At 69.5% G+C, this 19,964-nt stretch carries 20 protein-coding genes and 2 tRNA genes; 15 read left to right on the top strand and 7 right to left on the bottom strand.

Annotated elements, in window-relative coordinates; translation table 11 throughout:
- The first annotated feature begins 20 nt into the window (after window positions 1–20).
- From EAH86_RS04005 to EAH86_RS03985, 5 genes are all read left to right on the top strand, one after another.
- The gene (locus EAH86_RS04005; protein ID WP_140737278.1) at window positions 21–989 is read left to right on the top strand and encodes an ACP S-malonyltransferase; all 969 of its coding nucleotides are present in this window, start codon (window positions 21–23) and stop codon (window positions 987–989) included.
- A gap of 1 nt (window position 990) precedes the next feature.
- On the top strand, window positions 991–2,010 hold the full coding sequence (locus tag EAH86_RS04000; protein ID WP_140737277.1) for a beta-ketoacyl-ACP synthase III: 1,020 nt from the start codon (window positions 991–993) through the stop codon (window positions 2,008–2,010).
- 109 nt (window positions 2,011–2,119) lie between these two features.
- Window positions 2,120–2,368 carry an acyl carrier protein gene (locus tag EAH86_RS03995; RefSeq protein WP_140737276.1) on the top strand — a complete coding sequence of 83 codons (249 nt, stop codon included), beginning with the start codon at window positions 2,120–2,122 and terminating at the stop codon, window positions 2,366–2,368.
- 112 nt (window positions 2,369–2,480) lie between these two features.
- Window positions 2,481–3,725, top strand: coding sequence for a beta-ketoacyl-ACP synthase II (gene fabF / locus EAH86_RS03990; protein ID WP_140737275.1), 1,245 nt, complete (start codon window positions 2,481–2,483; stop codon window positions 3,723–3,725).
- Window positions 3,726–3,823: 98 nt separating this feature from the next.
- Complete coding sequence (locus EAH86_RS03985; RefSeq protein WP_140737274.1) at window positions 3,824–4,390, top strand: GNAT family N-acetyltransferase; 567 nt, start codon at window positions 3,824–3,826, stop codon at window positions 4,388–4,390.
- A gap of 107 nt (window positions 4,391–4,497) precedes the next feature.
- Here EAH86_RS03985 and EAH86_RS03980 read toward each other — a convergent pair whose 3' ends face one another.
- The 3 genes from EAH86_RS03980 to EAH86_RS03970 all read right to left on the bottom strand — a co-directional run bounded on the left by EAH86_RS03980 (window position 4,498) and on the right by EAH86_RS03970 (window position 6,443).
- On the bottom strand, window positions 4,498–5,121 hold the full coding sequence (locus EAH86_RS03980) for a hypothetical protein (RefSeq protein ID WP_140737273.1): 624 nt from the start codon (window positions 5,119–5,121) through the stop codon (window positions 4,498–4,500).
- Between the two features lie 95 nt (window positions 5,122–5,216).
- A complete protein-coding gene (locus EAH86_RS03975) occupies window positions 5,217–5,732 on the bottom strand; it encodes a DUF3145 domain-containing protein (protein ID WP_140737272.1) in 516 nt (171 codons plus the stop codon).
- 240 nt (window positions 5,733–5,972) lie between these two features.
- Window positions 5,973–6,443, bottom strand: coding sequence for a hypothetical protein (locus tag EAH86_RS03970; protein WP_140737271.1), 471 nt, complete (start codon window positions 6,441–6,443; stop codon window positions 5,973–5,975).
- 154 nt (window positions 6,444–6,597) lie between these two features.
- Between EAH86_RS03970 and EAH86_RS03965 the strand changes: the two genes are divergently transcribed.
- From EAH86_RS03965 to EAH86_RS03935, 7 genes are all read left to right on the top strand, one after another.
- Window positions 6,598–6,671 (top strand) — tRNA-Ile (locus EAH86_RS03965).
- A gap of 474 nt (window positions 6,672–7,145) precedes the next feature.
- Window positions 7,146–7,856: a GAF and ANTAR domain-containing protein gene (locus EAH86_RS03960; RefSeq protein ID WP_140737270.1), complete on the top strand. Its 711-nt coding sequence runs from the start codon at window positions 7,146–7,148 to the stop codon at window positions 7,854–7,856.
- A 107-nt stretch (window positions 7,857–7,963) separates the two neighbouring features.
- Window positions 7,964–8,611 carry a hypothetical protein gene (locus tag EAH86_RS03955; RefSeq protein WP_140737269.1) on the top strand — a complete coding sequence of 216 codons (648 nt, stop codon included), beginning with the start codon at window positions 7,964–7,966 and terminating at the stop codon, window positions 8,609–8,611.
- Between the two features lie 84 nt (window positions 8,612–8,695).
- Window positions 8,696–9,436, top strand: a complete 741-nt coding sequence (locus EAH86_RS03950) for an amino acid ABC transporter ATP-binding protein (RefSeq protein ID WP_140737268.1) — start codon at window positions 8,696–8,698, stop codon at window positions 9,434–9,436.
- A gap of 88 nt (window positions 9,437–9,524) precedes the next feature.
- Complete coding sequence (locus EAH86_RS03945; RefSeq protein WP_140737267.1) at window positions 9,525–10,370, top strand: glutamate ABC transporter substrate-binding protein; 846 nt, start codon at window positions 9,525–9,527, stop codon at window positions 10,368–10,370.
- An 84-nt stretch (window positions 10,371–10,454) separates the two neighbouring features.
- Window positions 10,455–11,120, top strand: coding sequence for an amino acid ABC transporter permease (locus EAH86_RS03940; RefSeq protein WP_140737266.1), 666 nt, complete (start codon window positions 10,455–10,457; stop codon window positions 11,118–11,120).
- The gene (locus EAH86_RS03935; protein ID WP_140737265.1) at window positions 11,117–11,992 is read left to right on the top strand and encodes an amino acid ABC transporter permease; all 876 of its coding nucleotides are present in this window, start codon (window positions 11,117–11,119) and stop codon (window positions 11,990–11,992) included. Before EAH86_RS03940 ends, EAH86_RS03935 begins: the two co-directional genes overlap by 4 nt.
- Before the next feature lie 140 nt (window positions 11,993–12,132).
- Here EAH86_RS03935 and EAH86_RS03930 read toward each other — a convergent pair.
- The 3 genes from EAH86_RS03930 to dnaG all read right to left on the bottom strand — a co-directional run bounded on the left by EAH86_RS03930 (window position 12,133) and on the right by dnaG (window position 14,815).
- Window positions 12,133–12,205, bottom strand: a tRNA-Asn gene (locus EAH86_RS03930).
- A gap of 85 nt (window positions 12,206–12,290) precedes the next feature.
- Window positions 12,291–12,806, bottom strand: a complete 516-nt coding sequence (locus EAH86_RS03925) for a hypothetical protein (RefSeq protein WP_140737264.1) — start codon at window positions 12,804–12,806, stop codon at window positions 12,291–12,293.
- Window positions 12,806–14,815, bottom strand: a complete 2,010-nt coding sequence (dnaG, locus tag EAH86_RS03920; RefSeq protein ID WP_140737263.1) for a DNA primase — start codon at window positions 14,813–14,815, stop codon at window positions 12,806–12,808. Before dnaG ends, EAH86_RS03925 begins: the two co-directional genes overlap by 1 nt.
- 202 nt (window positions 14,816–15,017) lie before the next feature.
- Here dnaG and EAH86_RS03915 point away from each other — a divergent pair, with 202 nt between their 5' ends.
- The 3 genes from EAH86_RS03915 to EAH86_RS03905 are packed head-to-tail and all read left to right on the top strand — an operon-like array spanning window position 15,018 to window position 18,708.
- A complete protein-coding gene (locus tag EAH86_RS03915; RefSeq protein ID WP_140737262.1) occupies window positions 15,018–16,076 on the top strand; it encodes an extracellular solute-binding protein in 1,059 nt (352 codons plus the stop codon).
- 14 nt (window positions 16,077–16,090) lie between these two features.
- A complete protein-coding gene (locus EAH86_RS03910) occupies window positions 16,091–17,644 on the top strand; it encodes an ABC transporter permease (RefSeq protein ID WP_140737261.1) in 1,554 nt (517 codons plus the stop codon).
- On the top strand, window positions 17,641–18,708 hold the full coding sequence (locus tag EAH86_RS03905) for an ABC transporter ATP-binding protein (RefSeq protein WP_140737260.1): 1,068 nt from the start codon (window positions 17,641–17,643) through the stop codon (window positions 18,706–18,708). Before EAH86_RS03910 ends, EAH86_RS03905 begins: the two co-directional genes overlap by 4 nt.
- 18 nt (window positions 18,709–18,726) lie before the next feature.
- On the opposite strand, the gene EAH86_RS03900 is transcribed toward EAH86_RS03905, so the two are convergent.
- Window positions 18,727–19,956 carry a deoxyguanosinetriphosphate triphosphohydrolase gene (locus EAH86_RS03900; protein WP_140737259.1) on the bottom strand — a complete coding sequence of 410 codons (1,230 nt, stop codon included), beginning with the start codon at window positions 19,954–19,956 and terminating at the stop codon, window positions 18,727–18,729.
- Window positions 19,957–19,964 lie beyond the last annotated feature (8 nt).

The raw sequence follows: 19,964 nt of genomic DNA, 5'->3' as shown, positions 1-19,964 counted from the left end.
CTTACCGCAAGGCTGAGCCCGTGCTAACAATCGTCTGCCCGGGACAGGGCTCCCAGACCCCTGGCTTCCTCGCGCCCTGGCTCGAGCTGCCGGCGTTTCGCGAGCGGCTCGAGTCGCTGTCCGACGTCGCCGGGCTCGACCTGGTCGCGCACGGCACGACCTCCGACGCCGAGACGATCAAGGACACGGCAGTTGCCCAGCCGCTGATCGTCGCCGCCGGGCTCGCTGCAGCCGCCGTCCTGCTCCCGGACGGACCCTCCGGGGCGGTCGGGGCCACGGCCGGCCACTCGGTCGGTGAGATCACGGCCTCGGCCTTCGCCGGCGTGCTGTCCGACCACGACGCGATGGTCTTCGTCCGCGAGCGCGGTACCGGGATGGCCGCCGCCAGCGCGCTCACCCCGACCGGCATGAGTGCCGTCCTCGGCGGTGACCCGACCGAGGTCGCCGAGGTGCTCGCCCGCCACGGCCTCACCGCTGCCAACGCCAACGGCGCCGGTCAGACGGTGGCCGCCGGCACGCTCGACCAGCTCGCGGCCCTGGCAGCCGATCCCCCGGCCAAGGCCCGCGTCATCGCACTCCAGGTAGCCGGCGCCTTCCACACCGTCCACATGTCCCCGGCGGTGGAGGACCTCCAGCGGCTGTCGGCCGACTTCGACGTCAGCGACCCGGGAGTCACCCTGCTGTCCAACGCCGACGGCCGACCGGTCGCGGACGGGGCCGACGCACTGGCCCGTCTCGTGCGACAGGTCAGCAGCCCGGTGCGGTGGGACCAGTGCATGCAGACCCTGGTCGACCTCGGCGTCACCGCCATGATCGAGCTCCCCCCGGCGGGCACCCTCGTCGGCCTCGCCAAGCGCGCGATGCCCGGAGTTGCCACACTGGCAGTCAAGACGCCCGACGACCTCGAGGCGGCACAGCAACTGATTCGCGAGCACGGCGGAGACCCCGCTCCCGCAGGTTCCACCCCGACCGACGCGCAAGAGGCCTGACATGAGCACACCAGCCCCCAAGGGCACCGGCTTCATCACTCCGTCCGATGGTGCGACGTACGCGCGCATCATGGGCGTGGGCGGCTACCGTCCGGAGCGAGTCGTCATGAACTCCGAGATCATCGAGGCCATCGACTCCTCCGACGAGTGGATCCAGGAGCGGTCCGGCATCAAGAGCCGCCGCTTCGCGGCCAAGGACGAGTCGGTGGTCGACATGTCCGAGCCGGCCACCCGCGATGCGCTCGTGGCAGCCGGGCTCGAGGCCTCCGACGTGGACGCGGTGATCGTGGCCACGGTCACCCACCCCTACCAGACCCCCGCAGCCGCGCCGATCCTCGCCGATCGCCTCGGCATCCGCGGGGCGGCGTTCGACATCTCGGCCGCCTGCGCGGGCTACTGCCACGCCGTCAGCCTGGCCAGCGACATGGTCCGCGGCGGCAGCGCCCGCCACGTCCTGGTCGTGGGGGTCGAGAAGCTCTCCGACTTCACCGACCCCACCGACCGCGGGTCGGCGTTCATCTTCGGCGACGGCGCCGGCGCCGCCATCGTCGGCCCGTCCGACACCCCGGCCATCGGCCCCACCGTCTGGGGTTCGGACGGATCGCAGTGGAAGACCATCTCCCAGCGCGACTCGTGGGTCGAGGTCCGCGACGGCGACCTCGGCTGGCCCGCCATCGGCATGGCCGGGCAGTCCGTCTTCCGCTGGGCTGTGTGGGGCATGGCACCCGTCGCGCAGAAGGCGCTGGATGCCGCCGGCGTCCGCGCCGAGGACCTCGACGCGTTCATCCCGCACCAGGCCAACATGCGGATCATCGACGCGATGATCAAGCAGCTCAAGCTGCCTGCTGACATCCCCGTCGCCCGCGACATCGCCGAGACCGCCAACACCTCGGCCGCGTCGATCCCGCTCGCCACCGAGCGGATGCTGCGCGAGGGTGAGGTCGCACATGGCGGCCTGGCCCTGCAGATCGGGTTCGGCGCCGGGCTCGTCTACGCCGCCCAGGTCGTCGTCCTCCCCTGACCAGACTCCCGTCGGCCCGCGGGTGAACCGGGCCACCGCAGTGACCACACCAGTGACACCAGAGTCACGCAACACCAGTCACACCAACAGAAAGAAGGAGCTGAGCCGCATGGCGCAGAGCGAACAGGAGATCCTCGAGGGTCTGGCCGAGATCGTCAACGAGGAGACCGGACTGGACACCGACTCGGTGCAGTCCGAGAAGTCCTTCACCGACGACCTCGACATCGACTCTCTCTCGATGATGACCATCGTCGTCAACGCCGAGGAGAAGTTCGGCGTGCGGATCCCCGACGACGAGGTCAAGAACCTCAAGACCGTCGGCGACGCCGTGTCGTTCATCGCCAAGAGCCAGAGCTGATCCCGCGCGGGGTGGTGGGCACCCGGCAAACCTGCCGTCCGTGCCCGCCGCCCCCGCTGCGCAGCCCTGCGCACGCACCCGTCCCACCCCAGATGAAGGAGCACCTCCAGCCATGACCGCCGAACGACGCGTTGTCGTCACAGGCCTCGGAGCCACCACCCCCGTGGGCGGCACCGTCCCCGAGACGTGGGACGCCATCCTGGCCGGACGGTCGGGCGCCAAGACCATGCCCTTCGACTGGGTGGAGAAGTACGAGCTCCCGGTGAAGTTCGCCGCGACCATCCACACCCAGCCGCTGGACGTGCTGACCAAGGTCGAGGTCCGCCGACTCGACCCCAGTGCCCAGTACGCCCTCATCGCCTCCCGCGAGGCCTGGGCCGACGCCGGCTCCCCCGAGGTCGACCCCGAGCGCCTCGCGGCCTGCATCGGCACCGGCATCGGCGGCGTGTGGACGCTGCTCGACCAGTGGGACAACCTGCGCGAGAAGGGTCCGCGCCGGGTCTTCCCGCTCGCCGTCCCCATGCTCATGCCCAACGCCTCCTCCGCTGCGGTCTCGCTCGACATCGGCGCCCGCGCCGGAGCCCACACCCCGGTGTCGGCCTGCGCCTCCGGGCTCGAGGCGATGGGTTACGCCTACGAGATGATCCGCAACGGTCGCGCCGACATCGCCGTCGCCGGTGGCACCGAGGGCGCGGTCCACGCGCTGCCCATCGCCGGTTTCGCCGCCATGCAGGCGCTGTCGACCCGCAACGACGACCCCGAGCGCGCCTCCCGCCCCTACGACACCGGTCGTGACGGGTTCGTCCTCGGTGAGGGTGCCGCGGTGATCGTGCTCGAGGAGTACGAAGCCGCCAAGGCCCGTGGCGCCAAGATCTACGCCGAGATCGGTGGCGTGGGCATGTCCTCCGACTCGCACCACATCGCGGCGCCCGAGCCCGAAGGTGCTGGCGCGTCCCGTGCCATGGTCGAGGCGGTCGAGCGAGCCGGCCTGACTCCCAAGGACATCGTGCACGTCAACGCCCACGCCACCTCGACCCCCGTCGGTGACGTGGCCGAGTCGAACGCCATCCGGCGCGCCTTCGGCGACGACGCCGACGGTATGCCGGTCAGTGCCACGAAGTCGATGACCGGGCACCTGCTCGGTGCGGCCGGCGCGCTCGAGGGCGTCTTCACGATCCTGGCGCTGCACCACCGGCTCGCCCCGGCGACGATCAACCTGGACGACTTCGATCCCGCGATCAAGCTCGACGTCGTGCACGGGGAGGCCCGCAAGCTGCCGGACGGCGACATCGCCGCGCTCAACAACTCGTTCGGCTTCGGCGGTCACAACGTCGCGGTGGTCTTCACCTCGATCTGAGATCACCAGCAAGGTGTGGTGGGCACCTCCCGCGCAGGAAGGCCGGCCCACCAGGAAAGTCGTTTGGCGATGCGTGCCGTCCTCGGCATGCTTCTGCCATGAGCGACTACGTCGAGAGCGACCGCCTGGTGCTGCGCCAGTTCACCTCGGACGACGCGGACCTGCTGATCGAGCTGGATAGTGATCCCGCCGTGATGCGCTACCTCACTGGTGGCGAGCCGTCGCTGTCGGATGACGTCGTCCGTGACGAGGTGATCCCGAGCCTCCTTGCCGCGTATGAGCGGTGGAACGGTCGGTTTGGACTGTTCGCAGCCTACGAAAAGGAGACCGGCGCCTTCATCGGTTGGTTCTGCCTTCGCCCGGAGCGGACGGGTCCGCTGGACGAGGTCGAGCTCGGCTACCGGCTCCGCCGGGACGGCTGGGGCAAGGGGTACGCGACCGAGGGCTCGCAGGCCCTTCTGGACAAAGGCTTCACCGAGCTTGGTGTCAGCACCGTCTGGGGCGAGACCATGGCGCTGAACGTCTCCTCCCAGCGGGTCATGCAGAAGGTCGGCATGTCCGTCGTCGCGGCGGTCCCGACACCTGACGACATGCAGGGCGTCGAAGGTGCTGAGCGTGGCGGCTTCCGGTTCGAGATCACGAGGGAGCAGTGGGAACGCCGATGATGGTGGCGAACCGGACTGTGCACCGCTGCTCCAGCACCTTCAGGCGGGCCGCCCTACTCCCGTCACCGTGCGCGGTCGGTGGGTCGTAGGCATCCTGAGGAGGGTCCCTAGCCGCGCCCCGGCGGTGTGGTCGGCTTGGCCGGGGGCGGCAGGATGTGGATGTCGATGAGCGGCGACGTGGTGGTCGACGGCGTCGTCGTTGTCGACGTCCGCGAGGCTGTCGCGCCCCCTGTCGGGGTGGACCGCGGAGCGGTCGTCGAGACAGGCGCCGGCGGCACGGTGCGCGACGACACCGACCGCGACGAGGTCGTCGACGAGGCCTGTCGCGCGGCGCCCGGCGCAGGCGTGGCGGTCGACGGTGTTGACGTGACCGCCTGTCCGGTCAGGGACGTGTTGGCCTTGGTCGGCCCTTCCGCACCATCCGACGCGGCCTTGTCGGGCAGGATGAAGGCGAAGGACAGCAACGCCGTCAGCCCACCGATCCAGAGCAGTACGAGGGACGGCAGTGGCTTCCAGCTCGCCTCGCGTCCGACGACCTGCCGGTGCGTCAGGAACTCACGCAGGTAGGCCATCAGGGTCACGACAGCCACGGTCGCCACTGCCCAGAGAACCCACGCCGCGACGTGGGCGCCGAGAGGCAGATCGGCGGCCAGGATGAGTCGGGCGCACCACAGCAGCATCCCCACACAGACTGCGGCCAGCGCCCCCACGATGAGGTTGGGGCGGGTCACACGTTCCTCCAGAGTTGGTCGGTCAGCGGGCGAGAATACCCAACATCCGACGTAACCCTCCAAACCTGCAGGTCAGCGCGGCCGGTCGGACCCGGTCAGCCCACCTTGTGCAACCAGCGCACGGGAGCCCCGTCGCCGGCATACCGGAACGGCTCCAGCTCGGCGTCCCAGTCGGTGCCGAGCAGCTCCTCGACCATCTCGGCCATCGCCTCGGGTGAGCCCTGGGACAGCCGCAGCACCTCGCGCAGCCGGTCCTCGTTGATCACCGCGTCACCGGAGGCCGAGGTCCACGTGTGGTGGATCCCCAGCGCGGGCGTGTGGGACCAGCGCGAGCCGTCCGAGCCGGCGCTGGGCTCCTCGGTCACCTCGTAGCGCAGGTTGTCCCACCCGCGCAGCGTCGAGGCGAGCTTGGCGCCGGTGCCCTGCACCCCTGCCCACGCGAGCTCCGCGCGGACAAGTGCGGCACCGGCCGGCTGAGGCGTCCAGTCGATGGCCACCCGGCCATCGAGCACGGCTTCGAGGGCCCAGGTGATGTGTGGGCACAGCGCTTTCGGGGTGGCGTGAATGAACACCACCCCGCGGGTCATGACACGCGGCATCGCGACAGACATTCCGGGCCTCCTTTGGTGTGCGAGGGACGTCTTCCCCACGAACCTCGTCACCTGCTGGCCTGGCTGTGTGTCGCTTCTTCAGTTGGCTGTGCTGCGCCCATTGTGCACCACGAAGCACTCACGCACCAGCACTCTCACCAACCTCACGTTCATCTGGTGGAACAGGACCGCACGGTGCCGGTATGCCGCGGGCTCCCCTACGCGGCACACCGGCACCCTCTCCGCGGGGTCAGGGCACGCTCAGGTGGTCGAGCTCGACTCCGCCGAGGGTGCGGCCGGTGGCGCGCCTTGGCCCGCCTCCCCGCCCGGTCCCCCGGCCCCGCCGACCTGGACGTTGGTCACGGCGTAGCTCTTGTCGATCTGCACGATGATCTGGGTGCCGTCGGCGCGGACCATGTGGGCCTCGTAGACGCCGTCGGAGTCGGTCTCCACGCGCTGGATGGTCGCGGTCGGCTCCTTGGCCTTGGCGGCGGCGGTGACCTTGGCGGCCACGTCTCCGGTCAACAGCTTCTCGTCGGACCGCATCGGCTTGCTGGGGTCGGTGTTGCCGTTGCCCTGCGGCGTCTCCCCCTGGCCCGGCGCGACCTGGCCGTAGGCGGCGAGGGTGGACGTCGGTGACGTCGGGTCGGCGCTGGCCAAGGACGCCGCGGTGATGGCGATGCCTGCGGCGGCAACCAGGCCCGCGGCGACGGGGACGATTCGGATCTTCATGAGGTGCTCCTTCGGTGGTGGAGCTCCACCGTGCGTGCCCGTCCTGTGGCGGCGGCCTCTGCAGGCCGTGGGTCGGCTGTGCGCCGGTCCACGGCAGCCAGCACGGTGAGCGATAGGCTCGCGGCGCCCAGCCGGTGACAGCCGAGCTGGCGCCGGGGCAGTAGCTCAGTCGGTCAGAGCAGCGGACTCATAATCCGTCGGTCGTCGGTTCAAGCCCGACCTGCCCCACACGACGTTGCGTCGCCGCGAGCGAACATTCAGGGGTCGGCCACGAAACTCCGGCCCCAACAGGCGAGGCGCTCGACGCCATGGCGATGCCGTCGGAAACCATGGCCTTGTCATCCGCCAAGGATGCGGCGGCGCTCCGACGGGCGCCCCGCATACCTACCCAAAGTGACCGACCCGAGACATTGCCGCTCCCCCTCGCCACCTTGCTCGTCCTTGACTGGTCCGCTCCCACGGCCGCAGCCACGACACCACCGGGGTCCGAGAAGCGGCGGCTGCAGACCTGAGCTGAAATCGCACCGACAGCCACTCCCACAACAACGCGGCGAACCGACTGCCGCTGAGCCAAACAGGAGTAACCTGACCAATAGTCCCAATCGGGTTTGAAACTGCTCAAAACCGCATTGACCTCAGGCGACCTGTTCCCCAGAGCGAACGCTTGGTGATCAACTCACCACGATCGCAACCGGATGCCCCATGGCCCCTGACCGGCCCGACCTCTTCGAGGCACTGGCGGACGCAACCAGGCGAATCGGCTCCTCGGCGGACCTGCAGAGCAACCTGGACACCCTCATCAACGCGGTCCGGCAGGCGCTGCCCGGTGTCGACCACGCCGGCATCTCGGTGAGTCGCGCGGACGGAACCATCGAGACCCTGGCGGGCTCCGATCCGCTTGCCTTTACCCTGGACCGGCTCCAGTACGCCCTCGGCGAGGGGCCATGCATCACGGCCATCCAGGACAGCCCCGTCATCACCATCGAGGACGCCACCACCGAAACACGCTGGCCGCGGTACCTGCCGCCAGCCATCGCCCTCGGGCTGCGTTCCCAGATGGGACTGCGCATCTTCCTCGACGGCAAGACGCTCGGCGGACTCAACCTCTATGCCACCAAGCCCGGGACCCTCAGGCCCGAGCTCGAGGCCACCGCCCAGCTGTTGGCCGCGCACGTCGCCCTCGTCCTCGGCAAGGCCCGTCACGAGGACGACCTGATGTCCGCCCTCGACACCCGTACCGTGATCGGTCAGGCCACCGGCCTGGTCATGGAGCGGTACAAGCTGACCGACGACCGCGCCTTCCAGTACCTCACCCACGTCTCGCAACACAGCAACATCAAGCTGCGCCGCGTGGCCGCCGAGATGGTCCAGCAGGCCAACGACGAGAGCGTGCCGACTGCACTGCAGGCCTAGACCAAGACAAGGGCCCCCTCCGTGGCGGCCCGACCCGTTCACCGTGGTCACCACGGTCGTCCACGTGCGGGATGACGTCCGGGCGCCGCCCCCCTACCGTGGGTTCCGTGGCTGAAGGCCCAGACGTCCCACCTGCGGTTCGCGCGCAGATCCTCGCGACCGAGCACTGGAGCCTGCTCGCCACCCGGAGCATGACGTGGTCCGAGGTGATGTCACGGATCTCGATCCTGCTCACCATCGAGTCGGCTTCCCTCGTCGTGGTGGGGCTCACGGTGCAGGTGGCGGGGTTCGGCCACGCCTTCCACGTGCTCGCAGTGGGGTTGAGCGCGGCCATGCTGGTGCTGGGGACGCTCACCGGCATCCGGGTCGCGAACGTCATGACCGACGACGAGTCCATGGTCATCGGCATGAACCGACTGCGCGCCGCCTACGTCGACCTGGACCCCGGCGTCGCGCCCTACCTGGTCACCGGGATCACCGACGACCTCATCGGCGTCCGGCGCACCTACGGCATGACCCGCACCCGCGGGCCCAGCCACTTCATCGGCAGCACCGGACTGTTCATGATCGCCGTGAATGCCATCGTGGCAGGAGTGTTCGGGGCGCTGGTGACCGACGCCTGCGGTGCGAACGGGTTCCTCACCGCCGTGGTCGGCGGCGTGTGCCTGGTCGCGTATGCCGCGGCGTTCCTCACCATGACCCTTCGCGACTACCGCCGTGCGACCGGCCGAAATCCGCCGGCCTTCCCGTCCTGAGGCCCGCTTGCTCCGAGTTGCTATTGCATGACAGTGCCGCCCCGAGGGGTTCCCTGATCCACCCAAACCGGTAGGTTGCCGGACATGACGGAGCCACTGGTCGTTCTCAAGGGCGTCAACAAGCACTTCGGCGATCTGCACGTCCTCCAGGACATCAACCTGTCCATCGGCAAGGGCGAGGTCGTCGTCGTGATCGGCCCCTCGGGGTCGGGCAAGTCGACGCTGTGCCGCACCATCAACCGGCTCGAGACGTTCGAGACCGGCTCGATCACCATCGACGGAGTGCCGTTGCCGGAAGAGGGCAAGGAGCTCGCCAAGCTGCGCGCCGACGTCGGCATGGTGTTCCAGTCGTTCAACCTCTTCGCCCACAAGACGATCCTCGACAACGTGACCCTCGGCCCGATCAAGGCCCGCAAGATCCCCAGGGCGGAGGCCGAGAAGCGCGCCATGGAGCTGCTCGAGCGGGTGGGCGTGGCCCACCAGGCCGAGAAGTTCCCCGCCCAGCTGTCCGGCGGGCAGCAGCAGCGCGTGGCCATCGCCCGGTCGCTGGCCATGGACCCGAAGGTGATGCTCTTCGACGAGCCGACCTCGGCGCTCGACCCCGAGATGATCACCGAGGTCCTCGACGTCATGGTGGCCCTCGCCAAGGAGGGCATGACGATGGTCGTCGTCACCCACGAGATGGGCTTTGCCCGCAAGGCCGCCAACCGGGTGGTGTTCATGGCCGACGGCCAGATCGTCGAGGAGAACACACCCGAGGGCTTCTTCACCGCACCCAAGTCGGATCGCGCCAAGGACTTCCTCGGCAAGATCCTCACGCACTGACACTGACTGCTCACACCCCAGACCTGCACCGCACTGCACGGAACACCGGGGCGCACCAAGCGCAGCGGCAACACACCAGGAGGAATGCATGAAGATTCGTCAGATTGGCGCAGTGACCGCCGCATCGGTCCTCGCGCTCGGCTTGACCGCCTGTGGCGACAGCGCCAAGGACGGTGGCAGCACCGCCGGGGGCGGAGGGGGTGCCAAGTTCAAGGTGGGCATCAAGTTCGACCAGCCCGGCCTCGGCCTGAAGGAAGGCGCCAAGTACACCGGACTCGACGTCGATGTCGCGACCTACATCGCCAAAGAGCTCGGTCACGCGGCCGGCGACATCCAGTGGGTCCAGTCCCCGTCCGCCCAGCGCGAGACGCTCATCTCGACCGGCCAGGTCGACATGGTGGTCGCGACCTACTCGATCACCGACGCCCGCAAGGAGAAGATCTCCTTCGCCGGCCCGTACTTCGTCGCCGGCCAGGACCTGCTCGTCCGTGCCGACGACTCGTCCATCACCGGACCGGACGCGCTCACCGGGAAGAAGCTCTGCTCGGTGACCGGTTCCACGTCCGCCCAGAACGTCAAGAAGAAGGTGCCGGGCGTCCAGCTCCAGGAGTTCGGCACCTACTCCGAGTGCGTCGCGGCCCTGGTCTCCAAGGGCGTCGACGCCCTGACCACTGACAACACGATCCTTGCCGGCTACGCCTCGCAGGAGCAGTACAAGGGCAAGCTCAAGGTTGTCGGCGCCCCCTTCTCGACCGAGCGCTACGGCATCGGCATCAAGAAGGGTGACACCGCCACCTGCGAGAAGATCAACACCGCGATCGCCAAGATGATCACCGACAAGGCGTGGCAGAAGGCCGTCGACGACAACCTCGGCCCGGCCGGGTTCAAGGTCGACGCCGCCACGAACCCGCCCAAGCAGGACGCCTGCTCCTGACCCAGTGAGGTATGCCGCCCGCTCACCGAGCGGGCGGCATACCTCGGCGTGAAATACGTTCTCCCGCAACGGAAGGGGTCCTGAATGGGTAACGGCCTGACCATCTCCACCCTGCTCTCGGCTTTCGGCAGCACGGTGCTGCTGGCGGCGCTCTCGGCCATCGGGGCGCTCGTCCTCGGAACAGTGGTCGCGGTCCTTCGGGTCTCCCCCGTGCGCGTGCTGCAGCTGCTGGGGACGTGGTACGTCAACGTCTTCCGCAACACACCACTGACGCTCCTCATGGTGTCGAGCATTCTCGGCGCGACCTTCATCCTCGGCATCAACCTCGACCCCACCTCCATCAAGGGCAACGCCTTCCGGTGGGCGGTCGTGATGCTGTCCGTCTACCACGGCGCCTTTGTCTGCGAGGCCCTGCGCTCAGGTGTCAACACGATCCCTGACGGTCAGGCCGAAGCCGCCCGGTCCATGGGACTCACCTTCGGCCAGAGCATGCAGCACGTGCTGCTGCCGCAGGCCTTCCGAGGCGCCATCGCTCCGCTTGGCTCTGTCCTCATCGCGCTGATCAAGAACACGACCGTCGCCGCCGTGATCGGAGTGTCCGAGGCCGCGAACCTGATGCAGGTGACGATCGAGAACGAGGGCAGCGGCCTGTCGATCTTCCTCGTCTTCGCGCTCGGCTTCGTCATCCTCACCCTTCCGCTCGGACTCTGGCTGACCAGCCTGTCGCGTCGACTGGCGGTGAAGCGATGAGCGCCTCGGTCCTGTTCGACGCACCCGGCCCGCGGGCCCGTCGACGCCACGCCCTCCTCGCGGCCGTGGGTCTTTTGGTCTTCCTCGGCTTGCTGTTCCTCGTCTACCGCAAGATGCGGGACGCCAACCAGCTCCATGCCGACATGTGGAAGCCGTTCCTCACCGACCGATCGGTCTGGCGCGACTACCTGCTGCATGGCTTGTGGGGCACCCTCAAGGCCGCGCTGATCTCGATCGTGCTCGCCGGTGTCTTCGGACTGTTGTTCGGCATCGGCAGGCTCTCGACGGTTGCCGCGGTGCGCTGGGTGAGCAGCGTCGTGGTGGAGTTCTTCCGAGCGGTCCCCGTGCTGATCATGATGATCTTTGCGTTCGGCCTGTACACCAGCAACGGCGTCTTCGCGAACGACGTCAACCCCCTCGCCGCCGTCGTCACCGGGCTCACGCTCTACAACGGTTCGGTCGTCGCTGAGCTCGTGCGCTCCGGCGTCTACTCGTTGCCGAGGGGGCAGGGCGAGGCCGGGCTGGCGATCGGACTGACTCCCAGCCAGGTGCTGCGCTCGATCCAGCTCCCCCAGGCGCTCACCGCAATGCTCCCGGCCCTCATCGGCCAGTTCGTCACCGTGCTCAAGGACTCTGCTCTCGGGACGGCGATCACCTATGGCGAGCTGCTGTCCTGGTCCAAGATCCTCGGCTCCAACTTCGCCAACACGGTGCCCGCCTACATCGTCGCCGCGATTCTGTTCATCCTGATGAACTACTCATTGTCCCGGCTGGCCGTCTACGTCGAGAGTCGCCTGTCCCGGCGTGGCCGGACCACCCTGCACGAGGCCGCCGCAGTGCCTGCTCCGGCTGCCGCCGGGCCGCAGACCTAGTCGAGAGTGCACGACACGCTGACCCCAGTGGGTTCGTCTCAGCGTGTCGTGCACTCTCGACGCGCGGGCTGAGCCACCCCTGCATGAGTCGACGACGAAGGCCCCGGACCTGATGGTCTGGGGCCTCGTGGTGTGGTGCGCTCCCCCGGTTGGACTCGAACCAACAACCTGCCGATTAACAGTCGGCTGCTCTGCCAATTGAGCTACAGGGGAATGTCCGTCTGCGGTCCCCCGCGTTCGGCGCTGCGCAACCATAGCAAAGGATGCGCGCAGTTCTGAAAACGCCCCGGCCGTGTTGCTAGCGGCCGACTTGCTCGCGCAGGTAGGCCAGCGTGGCGTCGGTGCGGGCGGTCATCTCGGTGTCGTCGGCGCGCACCCCGCGGCCCAGCACCACCTGCTCGACGAGGTCGCCCGAGCCGAGGTCCTGACGGAGCACCGCCTTGGCCCACCGACGCGGCCCCAGCTCGATCCGCTGGGCCAGGACGACGCTGGCCTGGACCCGTTCGCGCAGAGTCTCGGGCAGCAGGCTGGTGGCGCCCAGGACCCACTGCGACGGCCTCGAGCCGTCCACCCAGGTGACTGTCAGCTGGGTGAGCTCGGGCGACCAGGTGCCACCGTCCACCTCGTGCCACGGTCGGGCCAGCGTCCTCGTTCCGGCTGCGTCGACGGCATACAGGCGGTGGTTGGTGGCCACCACGGTGGTGCCGGTCGCCTCCTCACGGGCCCAGCTGAGGACGCGTTCGCCGCTGCCGAGCTCGATGGCCGTGCGCAGCTCAGCCGACAGCTTCTCGGTGCGCCGCAACGAGATCGCCATCAGGACGCACTGTCGCGGAGGGTGGCGAGCTCGCGCTGGAGCTCTTGGAGCTCGGTGCTGAGCGTGCGCGCGGCGGCAGGGTCGGAGTGCGAGTCGGTGGCCATCCGCCGCATGGCCGACATCGCGTCGGCGATCCGGCGGGTCAGCGAGACTTCCTGGACTCGAGTGAGGAGGGCGTCGATGTAGCGACGCTCGGGCAGGCCGGTGGCCTTGTCGAAGCGCGTGGGCAGCGACGCGACCGACAGCTCGGCGACCAAGCCGTGGACGGCCAGCGGTGCGGCCTGGGTGACCCGGTCGGCCCAGGCCTGGACGGACAGTCCGCGCTGCGGGCCCCCAGCCCCACGCACCCCGTCGAAGACGGCCCGGTGGGCGGGCGCGGTGAACGCGTCGGCCGAGACCTTGTCGACGTCGTCGAGGGCGAAGCTGTCGGGGTACTGCAGCAGCGTCTGGAGGAGCTGGCGCTCGGCGAACACGATCGGGTCGCGCAGGTCTGGCGTCGGCAGCGAGGCGCGGGCTTCCTCGATCGAGGGCTCCGGCACGGTGTCTGCGTCCGGACGGAAGCCACCTGCACCTGCATCCCGGGACCCGCCCGACCCCGCATCACGCGATCCACCCGGTCGTCCGCCCGCACCCTGGGGGGCGTCCTTGGCCTCCTTGGCGTCGCGCGCAGCGGCTCGCTGGGCGCGCGACACCTCGGCCTGGACCTGCTCGACCTCGACCCCGATCCACCCCGCCACGGTGCGGATGTACTCCGGGCGCATCGAGCTGTCCCGGATCGAGTTGACGATCGGCGCGGCCGCCCGCATGGCCTGCACGCGTCCCTCGGCCGTCACCATGTCGAACCGGTCGATCGTGGTGCGCACAGCGAACTCGAACATCGGCACGGCGTCATCGATGAGGTGCCGGACGGCGTCGTCGCCCTTGGCGATGCGCAGCTCGCACGGGTCCATCCCGCCGTCGGCGACCGCCACGAAGGACTGCGACGCCCAGCGCTGGTCCTCACCGAACGACCGCATCGCGGCCTTCTGGCCCGCCGCGTCGCCGTCGAACGTGAAGACGACCTTGGCTGGGGCCAGGTCGACCTCGTCGCGCATGATCCGCCGGAGCATCTTGATGTGGTCGACACCGAAGGCCGTGCCACAGGTCGCCACCGCTCCCTCGATACCCGCGAGCTGGCAGGCCATCACGTCGGTGTATCCCTCGACGATGACGGCTTTGCGCTCTCCTGCAATGGATTTCTTCGCCAGGTCGAGCCCGTAGAGCACCGTCGACTTCTTGTAGATCGGGGTCTCGGACGTGTTGAGGTACTTGGCCGCGATCCGGTCGTCGTCGTAGAGCCGCCGCGCGCCGAATCCCACGGTGTCACCGGTGATGTCGCGGATCGGCCAGACCAGCCGGCCGCGGAACCGGTCGTACAGCCCGCGGCTCCCCCGCCCGGACAGCCCGCCGAGGACGACCTCCTCGTCGGTGAAGCCCTTGGACCGCAGGTGGCGCGACAGGTCCTCGCCACCGCGGGGCGCGAACCCGACGCCGAACCGCTTGGCCGCCTCGCTGTCGAAGCCGCGCTCGCGCAGGAAGTCGCGGCCGGCCCGCGCCTCGGGCGCGTTGAGCAGTGCGTGGTGGTAGAACTCCTGCGCCACCCGGTGCGCCTCGATCAGCCGCGAGCGCCGTCCGAGCGACTCCCCGCCGCCGGGCTTGCCACCCTCTTCGTAGTGCAGCTCCATGCCGAGCTTCTGGGCCAGCCGCTCGATGGCCTCGGTGAAGGTGAGGTGCTCGACCTTCTGCACGAACGAGATGACGTCGCCGCCCTCGCCGCAGCCGAAGCAGTGCCACGCGCCGACGACGGGCCTGATGTTGAACGACGGTGTCTTCTCGTCGTGGAACGGGCAGAGCCCCTTCATCGAGCCGGGCCCGGCAGGTCGCAGCGTCACGTGCTCACGCACGACGTCCTCGATCGACGAACGCTCCTTCACGAGCGCGACGTCGTCGGCCTTGATCCGACCCGGCACTGGCCCTCCTTGTCGCGGCCGAGTCTAGGCGGTGCGTCACATGGTGCGCGGGCCACCTCCACAGCTTCGGTATGAGGGGTGGTCGCCGCGCTCCCCGACCCCACGCCGGCGCGACGGGCCGTCGCCTGCCGGCGGCCCGGCATACCCGGACTGGGCCGTGGGCGACCGCGAAGGTAAGGTAAGCCTTGCCTTCACGTCCCCCATGTTGTTCAGGAGAACCAGACCCGTGATCCGCCGACGGACCGCCCTGCTCGCCCTGGCGACCACCGCCACCCTGGCCCTGACTGCCTGCGGCGGTGGCGGGAGCCTCGAGGCCGGCAAGAGCCTCGACCCCGACAAGCTGACGATCTACAGCGCGCAGCACGAGAACCTGACCCAGGCGTGGGCCAAGAAGTTCCAGGAGGACACCGGCGTCAAGGTGCAGATCCGCTACGGGTCGGACTCCTCGATGGGCGCCCAGATCGTGCAGGAGGGCGCCAAGAGCCCCGCCGACGTGTTCCTCACCGAGAACTCCCCCGCGATGACGACGGTGCAGAACGCCGGGCTGCTCGCCAAGGTCGACGAGGCAACGATCGCCCAGGTCGGCAAGGACTACGCCCCGTCGACGCACGAGTGGGTCGGCATCGCCGCCCGCTCGACGGTGCTGGTCTACAACCCGAGCAAGATCACCGAGGCCGAGCTGCCGAAGTCGATCATGGATCTGCAGGACCCGAAGTGGAAGGGCAAGTGGGGTGCCGCCGCCGGTGGCGCCGACTTCCAGGCCATCGTGTCGGCCATCCTCGAGACCCAGGGCGAGGCCAAGACGGCCACCTGGCTCAAGGGCCTCAAGGACGGCGCGCAGATCTACCAGAACAACATCGCGGTCATGAAGGCCGTCAACGCCGGGCAGGTGCCGGTCGGGATCATGTACCACTACTACTGGTACCGCGACCAGGCGCTCAGCAAGGTGGGAAGCAAGAACACCAAGCTGCTCTACTTCCGCCACCAGGACCCGGGTGCCTTCGTCAGCATCTCCGGGGGCGCGGTCCTCAAGTCGAGCAAGCAGGGTGCGAACGCACAGAAGTTCCTCGCCTACGTCACGTCCAAGGCGGGCCAGAACGTGCTGGCCACCAGCGACGCCAAGGAGTATGCCGTGGGCAACGGTGTGCCGTCCGACAAGGCGCTGGAGCCGTTGGACACCCTCGAGGCGCCGGACGTGGACCCGTTCAAGCTCAACGGCCCCAAGGTCATCGAGCTGATGACTGCCGCAGGCATCCTCTAGGTGGCGCGCCTCTCATGACCAGCCGGCGGGGTCGTTCGAACCCAACACCCGTCACGGTCGTCACGGCCAGCCTGGTCGTGGCGGCTGTCTGCGTGCTGCCCCTGCTCGTCGTCGCCGTGAAAGCGTTCGACATCGGCTGGGGGCCTGCCTGGGACCTGCTGTGGCGACCCCGGGTCGGTGAGCTGCTGCGCAACACCGCATCCCTGGTCGTCCTGACCGTCTCGCTGACGACGGGGCTCGGCATCGCGGCCGCTTGGCTGGTCGAGCGGACCAGCCTGCCCGGCGCCAAGTTCTGGCGGGTCCTCATGGTCTGCCCCCTGGCGGTGCCCGCGTTCGTCAACTCCTACGCGTGGGTGACCGTGCGCCCCGACCTGCAGGGCCTCGGCGGGGCGGTCCTCGTGACGACGCTGTCCTACTTCCCGTTCGTGTTCCTGCCCGTGGCGGCCGTGCTTCGTGGGCTCGACCAGTCGCTCGAGGACTCGGCGCGGTCGCTCGGCCTCGGGCCTTGGCGGTCCTTCTTCCGCGCGGTCCTGCCGCAGCTGAGGCCGGCCGCGCTCGGTGGGATGCTGCTCGTCTCGCTCCACCTGCTGTCCGAGTTCGGCGTGCTCGCGATGCTGCGGTTCCCGACCTTCACGACAGCGATCCTCGAGCAGTTCCAGGTGGCGTTCAGCAACAGCGCCGGGAGCCTGCTCGCCGTCGTGCTCATCGCCCTCTGCCTCGGTCTGCTCACCGCGGAGCTGTTGCTGCGCGGCACGATTCGGCACGCCCGCCTCGGTCGAGGGGCGGCCCGTCGCGCGCTGCCCGCGCGGCTCGGACTGTGGACCGCGCCGGCCCTCATCGGCATGGGCGCCCTGACGGTGCTGGCTCTCGGAGTGCCGCTCGGGAGCCTCGTCTACTGGTTCCGTGCCGGCAGCGGCGGCCTCACCGAGAGCGCCTTCGACCCGGCCGAGCTCGTGACCACCCTGTGGGGCACGCTGCGCCTGGCGCTCATCGCGGGAGTGGTCACGGTGGTGGCGGCCTTCCCCGTTGCCTGGCTGATCGCCCGGCGCCGCACCTGGCTGTCGGTGCTCGTCGAGCGGGCCACCTACGTCGCGTCCTCACTGCCGGGTGTCGTCATCGCCCTCGCGCTGGTCACCCTGTCGGTCCGCTACGCGCGCCCGGTCTACCAGACCAGCGTCGTCCTCGTCGCGGCATACGCCATCCTGTTCATCCCCCGCGCGATGGTGAGCATCCGTGCGGCCATGGCGCACGCGCCCGAGGAGCTCACCGAGGCCGCCCGAGCCCTGGGCGACGGGCCGTTCCGGGCCTTCGTACGCGTCCTGGTGCCACTCACAGCGCCGGGTGCGCTGGCTGGTTTCGCGATGGTGTTCATCGCGACGTCGACCGAGCTGACCGCCACGCTGTTGCTCGCTCCGACCGGAACGCAGACACTAGCCACTGCGTTCTGGAGCGCGAGTGAGAGCATCGACTACGCGGGCGCGGCCCCGTATGCCGCCGCCTTGGTGCTCGTGTCCGCGCCACTGACCTACCTGCTGCTGCGCCGACCGGATGAGGAGCCCGCACTGTGACCACGCTGCGCATCTCCGGCGTCGCCGCGTCCTACGACGGCCGACCCGTGCTGCACGGGCTCGACCTCGTCGTTCCCTCGGGCACCACTTCGGCGATCCTTGGTGCGTCCGGATGCGGCAAGACCACGCTGCTGCGTGTCGTCGCCGGGTTCCAGCCTGCCGACGAGGGGATCGTGCAGCTCGGCGACCGGACAGTGGCCGGCCCGGGAGTGTGGGTCGCGCCCGAGAAGCGGGGCATCGGCTACGTCGCCCAGGAGGGCAACCTCTTCCCGCACCTGAGCGTCGGGGCCAACGTGTCCTACGGACTCCCGCGACACGCTCGTCGCGCCGGCGAACGAGTCGGTGAGCTGCTCGAGCTGGTGGGCCTGTCCCCCGACCTCGCGGCTCGCCGACCCGACCAGCTCTCGGGTGGCCAGCAGCAGCGAGTGGCGCTGGCCCGGGCACTGGCACGGCGACCCACGGTCGTGCTGCTCGACGAACCGTTCTCGTCGCTCGATGCGGGCCTGCGCTCCTCGACCCGCGAGGCCGTCGCGCAGGCTCTCGCCCACGAGGACGTCACCGTCGTGCTGGTCACCCACGACCAGGCTGAGGCACTGTCCTTCGCCGACCAGGTCGCGATCATGCACGATGGTCGGTTCTCCCAGGTGGGCGCGCCGTCCGAGGTCTACAGCACTCCGGCGGACCGGCACGCGGCGGCCTTCCTCGGCGACGCGGTCTTCCTGCGTGGGACCGCGGACGTGGGCGAGGGCCCCGACGGTGCCGACGGTGCGGTGGTGAACACCGCGCTCGGACGCCTGGTGGTCCACCAACCGGCCCCGGCCGGCACGGTCGACGTGCTCATCCGTCCCGAGCAGATCCTGCTGCGCGACATGGCACCCGGGATCCCGTGCGCCGAGGTGCTGTCGACGACCTACTTCGGCCACGATGCGCTGGTGGCGCTGCGCCTGCAGGCCGACCACACCGTGGTGACCGCCCGCGTCAACGGCTCGGACGTCCCGCACACCGGGTCGATCGTCGGCCTGTCCGTCGTCGGCGAGGCCCGGGCGTTCGAGCACCAGGGCTGACCCAACGACGAGCTCGCGTCAGCTCCAAGCCCGGTGCAGGTACTCCGCCCGCACGTCGGTGAGGGAAGCCACCTGGTCGACGACGACACGCAGTGCGGCGGCATCGGAGTCGGCGGACTTCCAGTCGCCGAGCAGGTCCGGGTCCAGCCGTCCGACCGGGTCCTGCTGGTAGCCGGCCACCAGGTCCGCCACGACCTCGCGCTGCCGGGTGTGCACGTCGATCCGCTCCCGGGCGTTCATGACGAAGTGGGCGGCCACCGCCTTGAGGACCGCGCACTCCGCGCGGGTGTCGTCGGGGACCACGAGGTCGGCGGCGTAGCGGGTCAGCGGCCCGTCCCCGTGCCGCTCGCGAGTGGCCACCTCGACGCCGTGGACGAACCGCCCGATCAGCCGTGAGGTCATATCCTTGAGGGCTGCCCGGTCCACCCGCGATCCGTCGTATGCCGTGGGCACGGCTCCGCTGGCCAGCACGCGTTCCAGCGCCGCGCCGAGGGCGTCGACGCCTAGGTCGGCGGCGTAGAGCCCGGTGGCGACGGCCAGCACCGAGTCGACATCGATGGTGTCGCGCAGTCGCCGGACGTCGAGGCGGCCCGAGGCGATCGCGTCCTCGACGTCGTGCACCGAGTAGGCGACATCATCGGACCAGTCCATGACGTCGGCCTCGATGCAGCGCTCTCCGGGCTCCCTGCCCTCCCGGAACCAGTCAAAGACCGGCAGGTCATCGGCATACACGCCGAACTTCCTTGTGGGAGTGTCGCTTTCGCCGCGCACCCACGGGTACTTGCTGGCCGCGTCCAGGGTGGCCCGGGTGAGGTTGAGACCGGCCGGCCGGCCGTCGGGGTGGACCCGCTTGGGCTCGAGGCGGGTCAGCAGGCGCAGCGTCTGGGCGTTGCCCTCGAAGCCGCCGATGTCGGCCGCGATGTCATCGAGGGCGCGTTCGCCGTTGTGGCCGAACGGCGGGTGCCCGAGGTCGTGCGCGAGGCAGGCGGAGTCGACGACGTCGGCGCTGCAGCCGAGGGCCTCGCCGAACTCGCGGCCGATCTGGGCCACCTCGAGGCTGTGCGTCAGCCGGTTGCGGACGAAGTCGTCGTCGCTGGGCTGCACGACCTGGGTCTTGGCCGACAACCGGCGCAGCGAGGCGGAGTGCACCAGACGAGCCCGGTCGCGGGCGAAGTCGTCACGGTCGGCACGCCTGTTGGCGGGGTCCTCCGGCACCCAACGCTCCCGGTCCACCGAACTGTAAGCCACGGTGCCGA

Origin of the sequence: Pedococcus bigeumensis (assembly GCF_006438965.1) — a bacterium.
Classification (GTDB): Bacteria; Actinomycetota; Actinomycetes; order Actinomycetales; family Dermatophilaceae; genus Pedococcus; species Pedococcus bigeumensis_A.
This window is presented reverse-complemented; position numbering and strand designations above follow the sequence as displayed.

Excerpts from the sequence above, each read along its gene's own strand:
- EAH86_RS04000 (WP_140737277.1), top strand. The coding sequence starts at position 991 with ATGAGCACACCAGCCCCCAAGGGCACCGGCTTCATCACTCCGTCCGAT.
- EAH86_RS03995 (WP_140737276.1), top strand. The coding sequence starts at position 2,120 with ATGGCGCAGAGCGAACAGGAGATCCTCGAGGGTCTGGCCGAGATCGTC.
- fabF (WP_140737275.1), top strand. The coding sequence starts at position 2,481 with ATGACCGCCGAACGACGCGTTGTCGTCACAGGCCTCGGAGCCACCACC.
- EAH86_RS03985 (WP_140737274.1), top strand. The coding sequence starts at position 3,824 with ATGAGCGACTACGTCGAGAGCGACCGCCTGGTGCTGCGCCAGTTCACC.
- EAH86_RS03975 (WP_140737272.1), bottom strand. The coding sequence starts at position 5,732 with ATGTCTGTCGCGATGCCGCGTGTCATGACCCGCGGGGTGGTGTTCATT.
- EAH86_RS03970 (WP_140737271.1), bottom strand. The coding sequence starts at position 6,443 with ATGAAGATCCGAATCGTCCCCGTCGCCGCGGGCCTGGTTGCCGCCGCA.
- EAH86_RS03960 (WP_140737270.1), top strand. The coding sequence starts at position 7,146 with ATGGCCCCTGACCGGCCCGACCTCTTCGAGGCACTGGCGGACGCAACC.
- EAH86_RS03950 (WP_140737268.1), top strand. The coding sequence starts at position 8,696 with ATGACGGAGCCACTGGTCGTTCTCAAGGGCGTCAACAAGCACTTCGGC.
- EAH86_RS03945 (WP_140737267.1), top strand. The coding sequence starts at position 9,525 with ATGAAGATTCGTCAGATTGGCGCAGTGACCGCCGCATCGGTCCTCGCG.
- EAH86_RS03940 (WP_140737266.1), top strand. The coding sequence starts at position 10,455 with ATGGGTAACGGCCTGACCATCTCCACCCTGCTCTCGGCTTTCGGCAGC.
- EAH86_RS03935 (WP_140737265.1), top strand. The coding sequence starts at position 11,117 with ATGAGCGCCTCGGTCCTGTTCGACGCACCCGGCCCGCGGGCCCGTCGA.
- EAH86_RS03925 (WP_140737264.1), bottom strand. The coding sequence starts at position 12,806 with ATGGCGATCTCGTTGCGGCGCACCGAGAAGCTGTCGGCTGAGCTGCGC.
- EAH86_RS03915 (WP_140737262.1), top strand. The coding sequence starts at position 15,018 with ATGTTGTTCAGGAGAACCAGACCCGTGATCCGCCGACGGACCGCCCTG.
- EAH86_RS03910 (WP_140737261.1), top strand. The coding sequence starts at position 16,091 with ATGACCAGCCGGCGGGGTCGTTCGAACCCAACACCCGTCACGGTCGTC.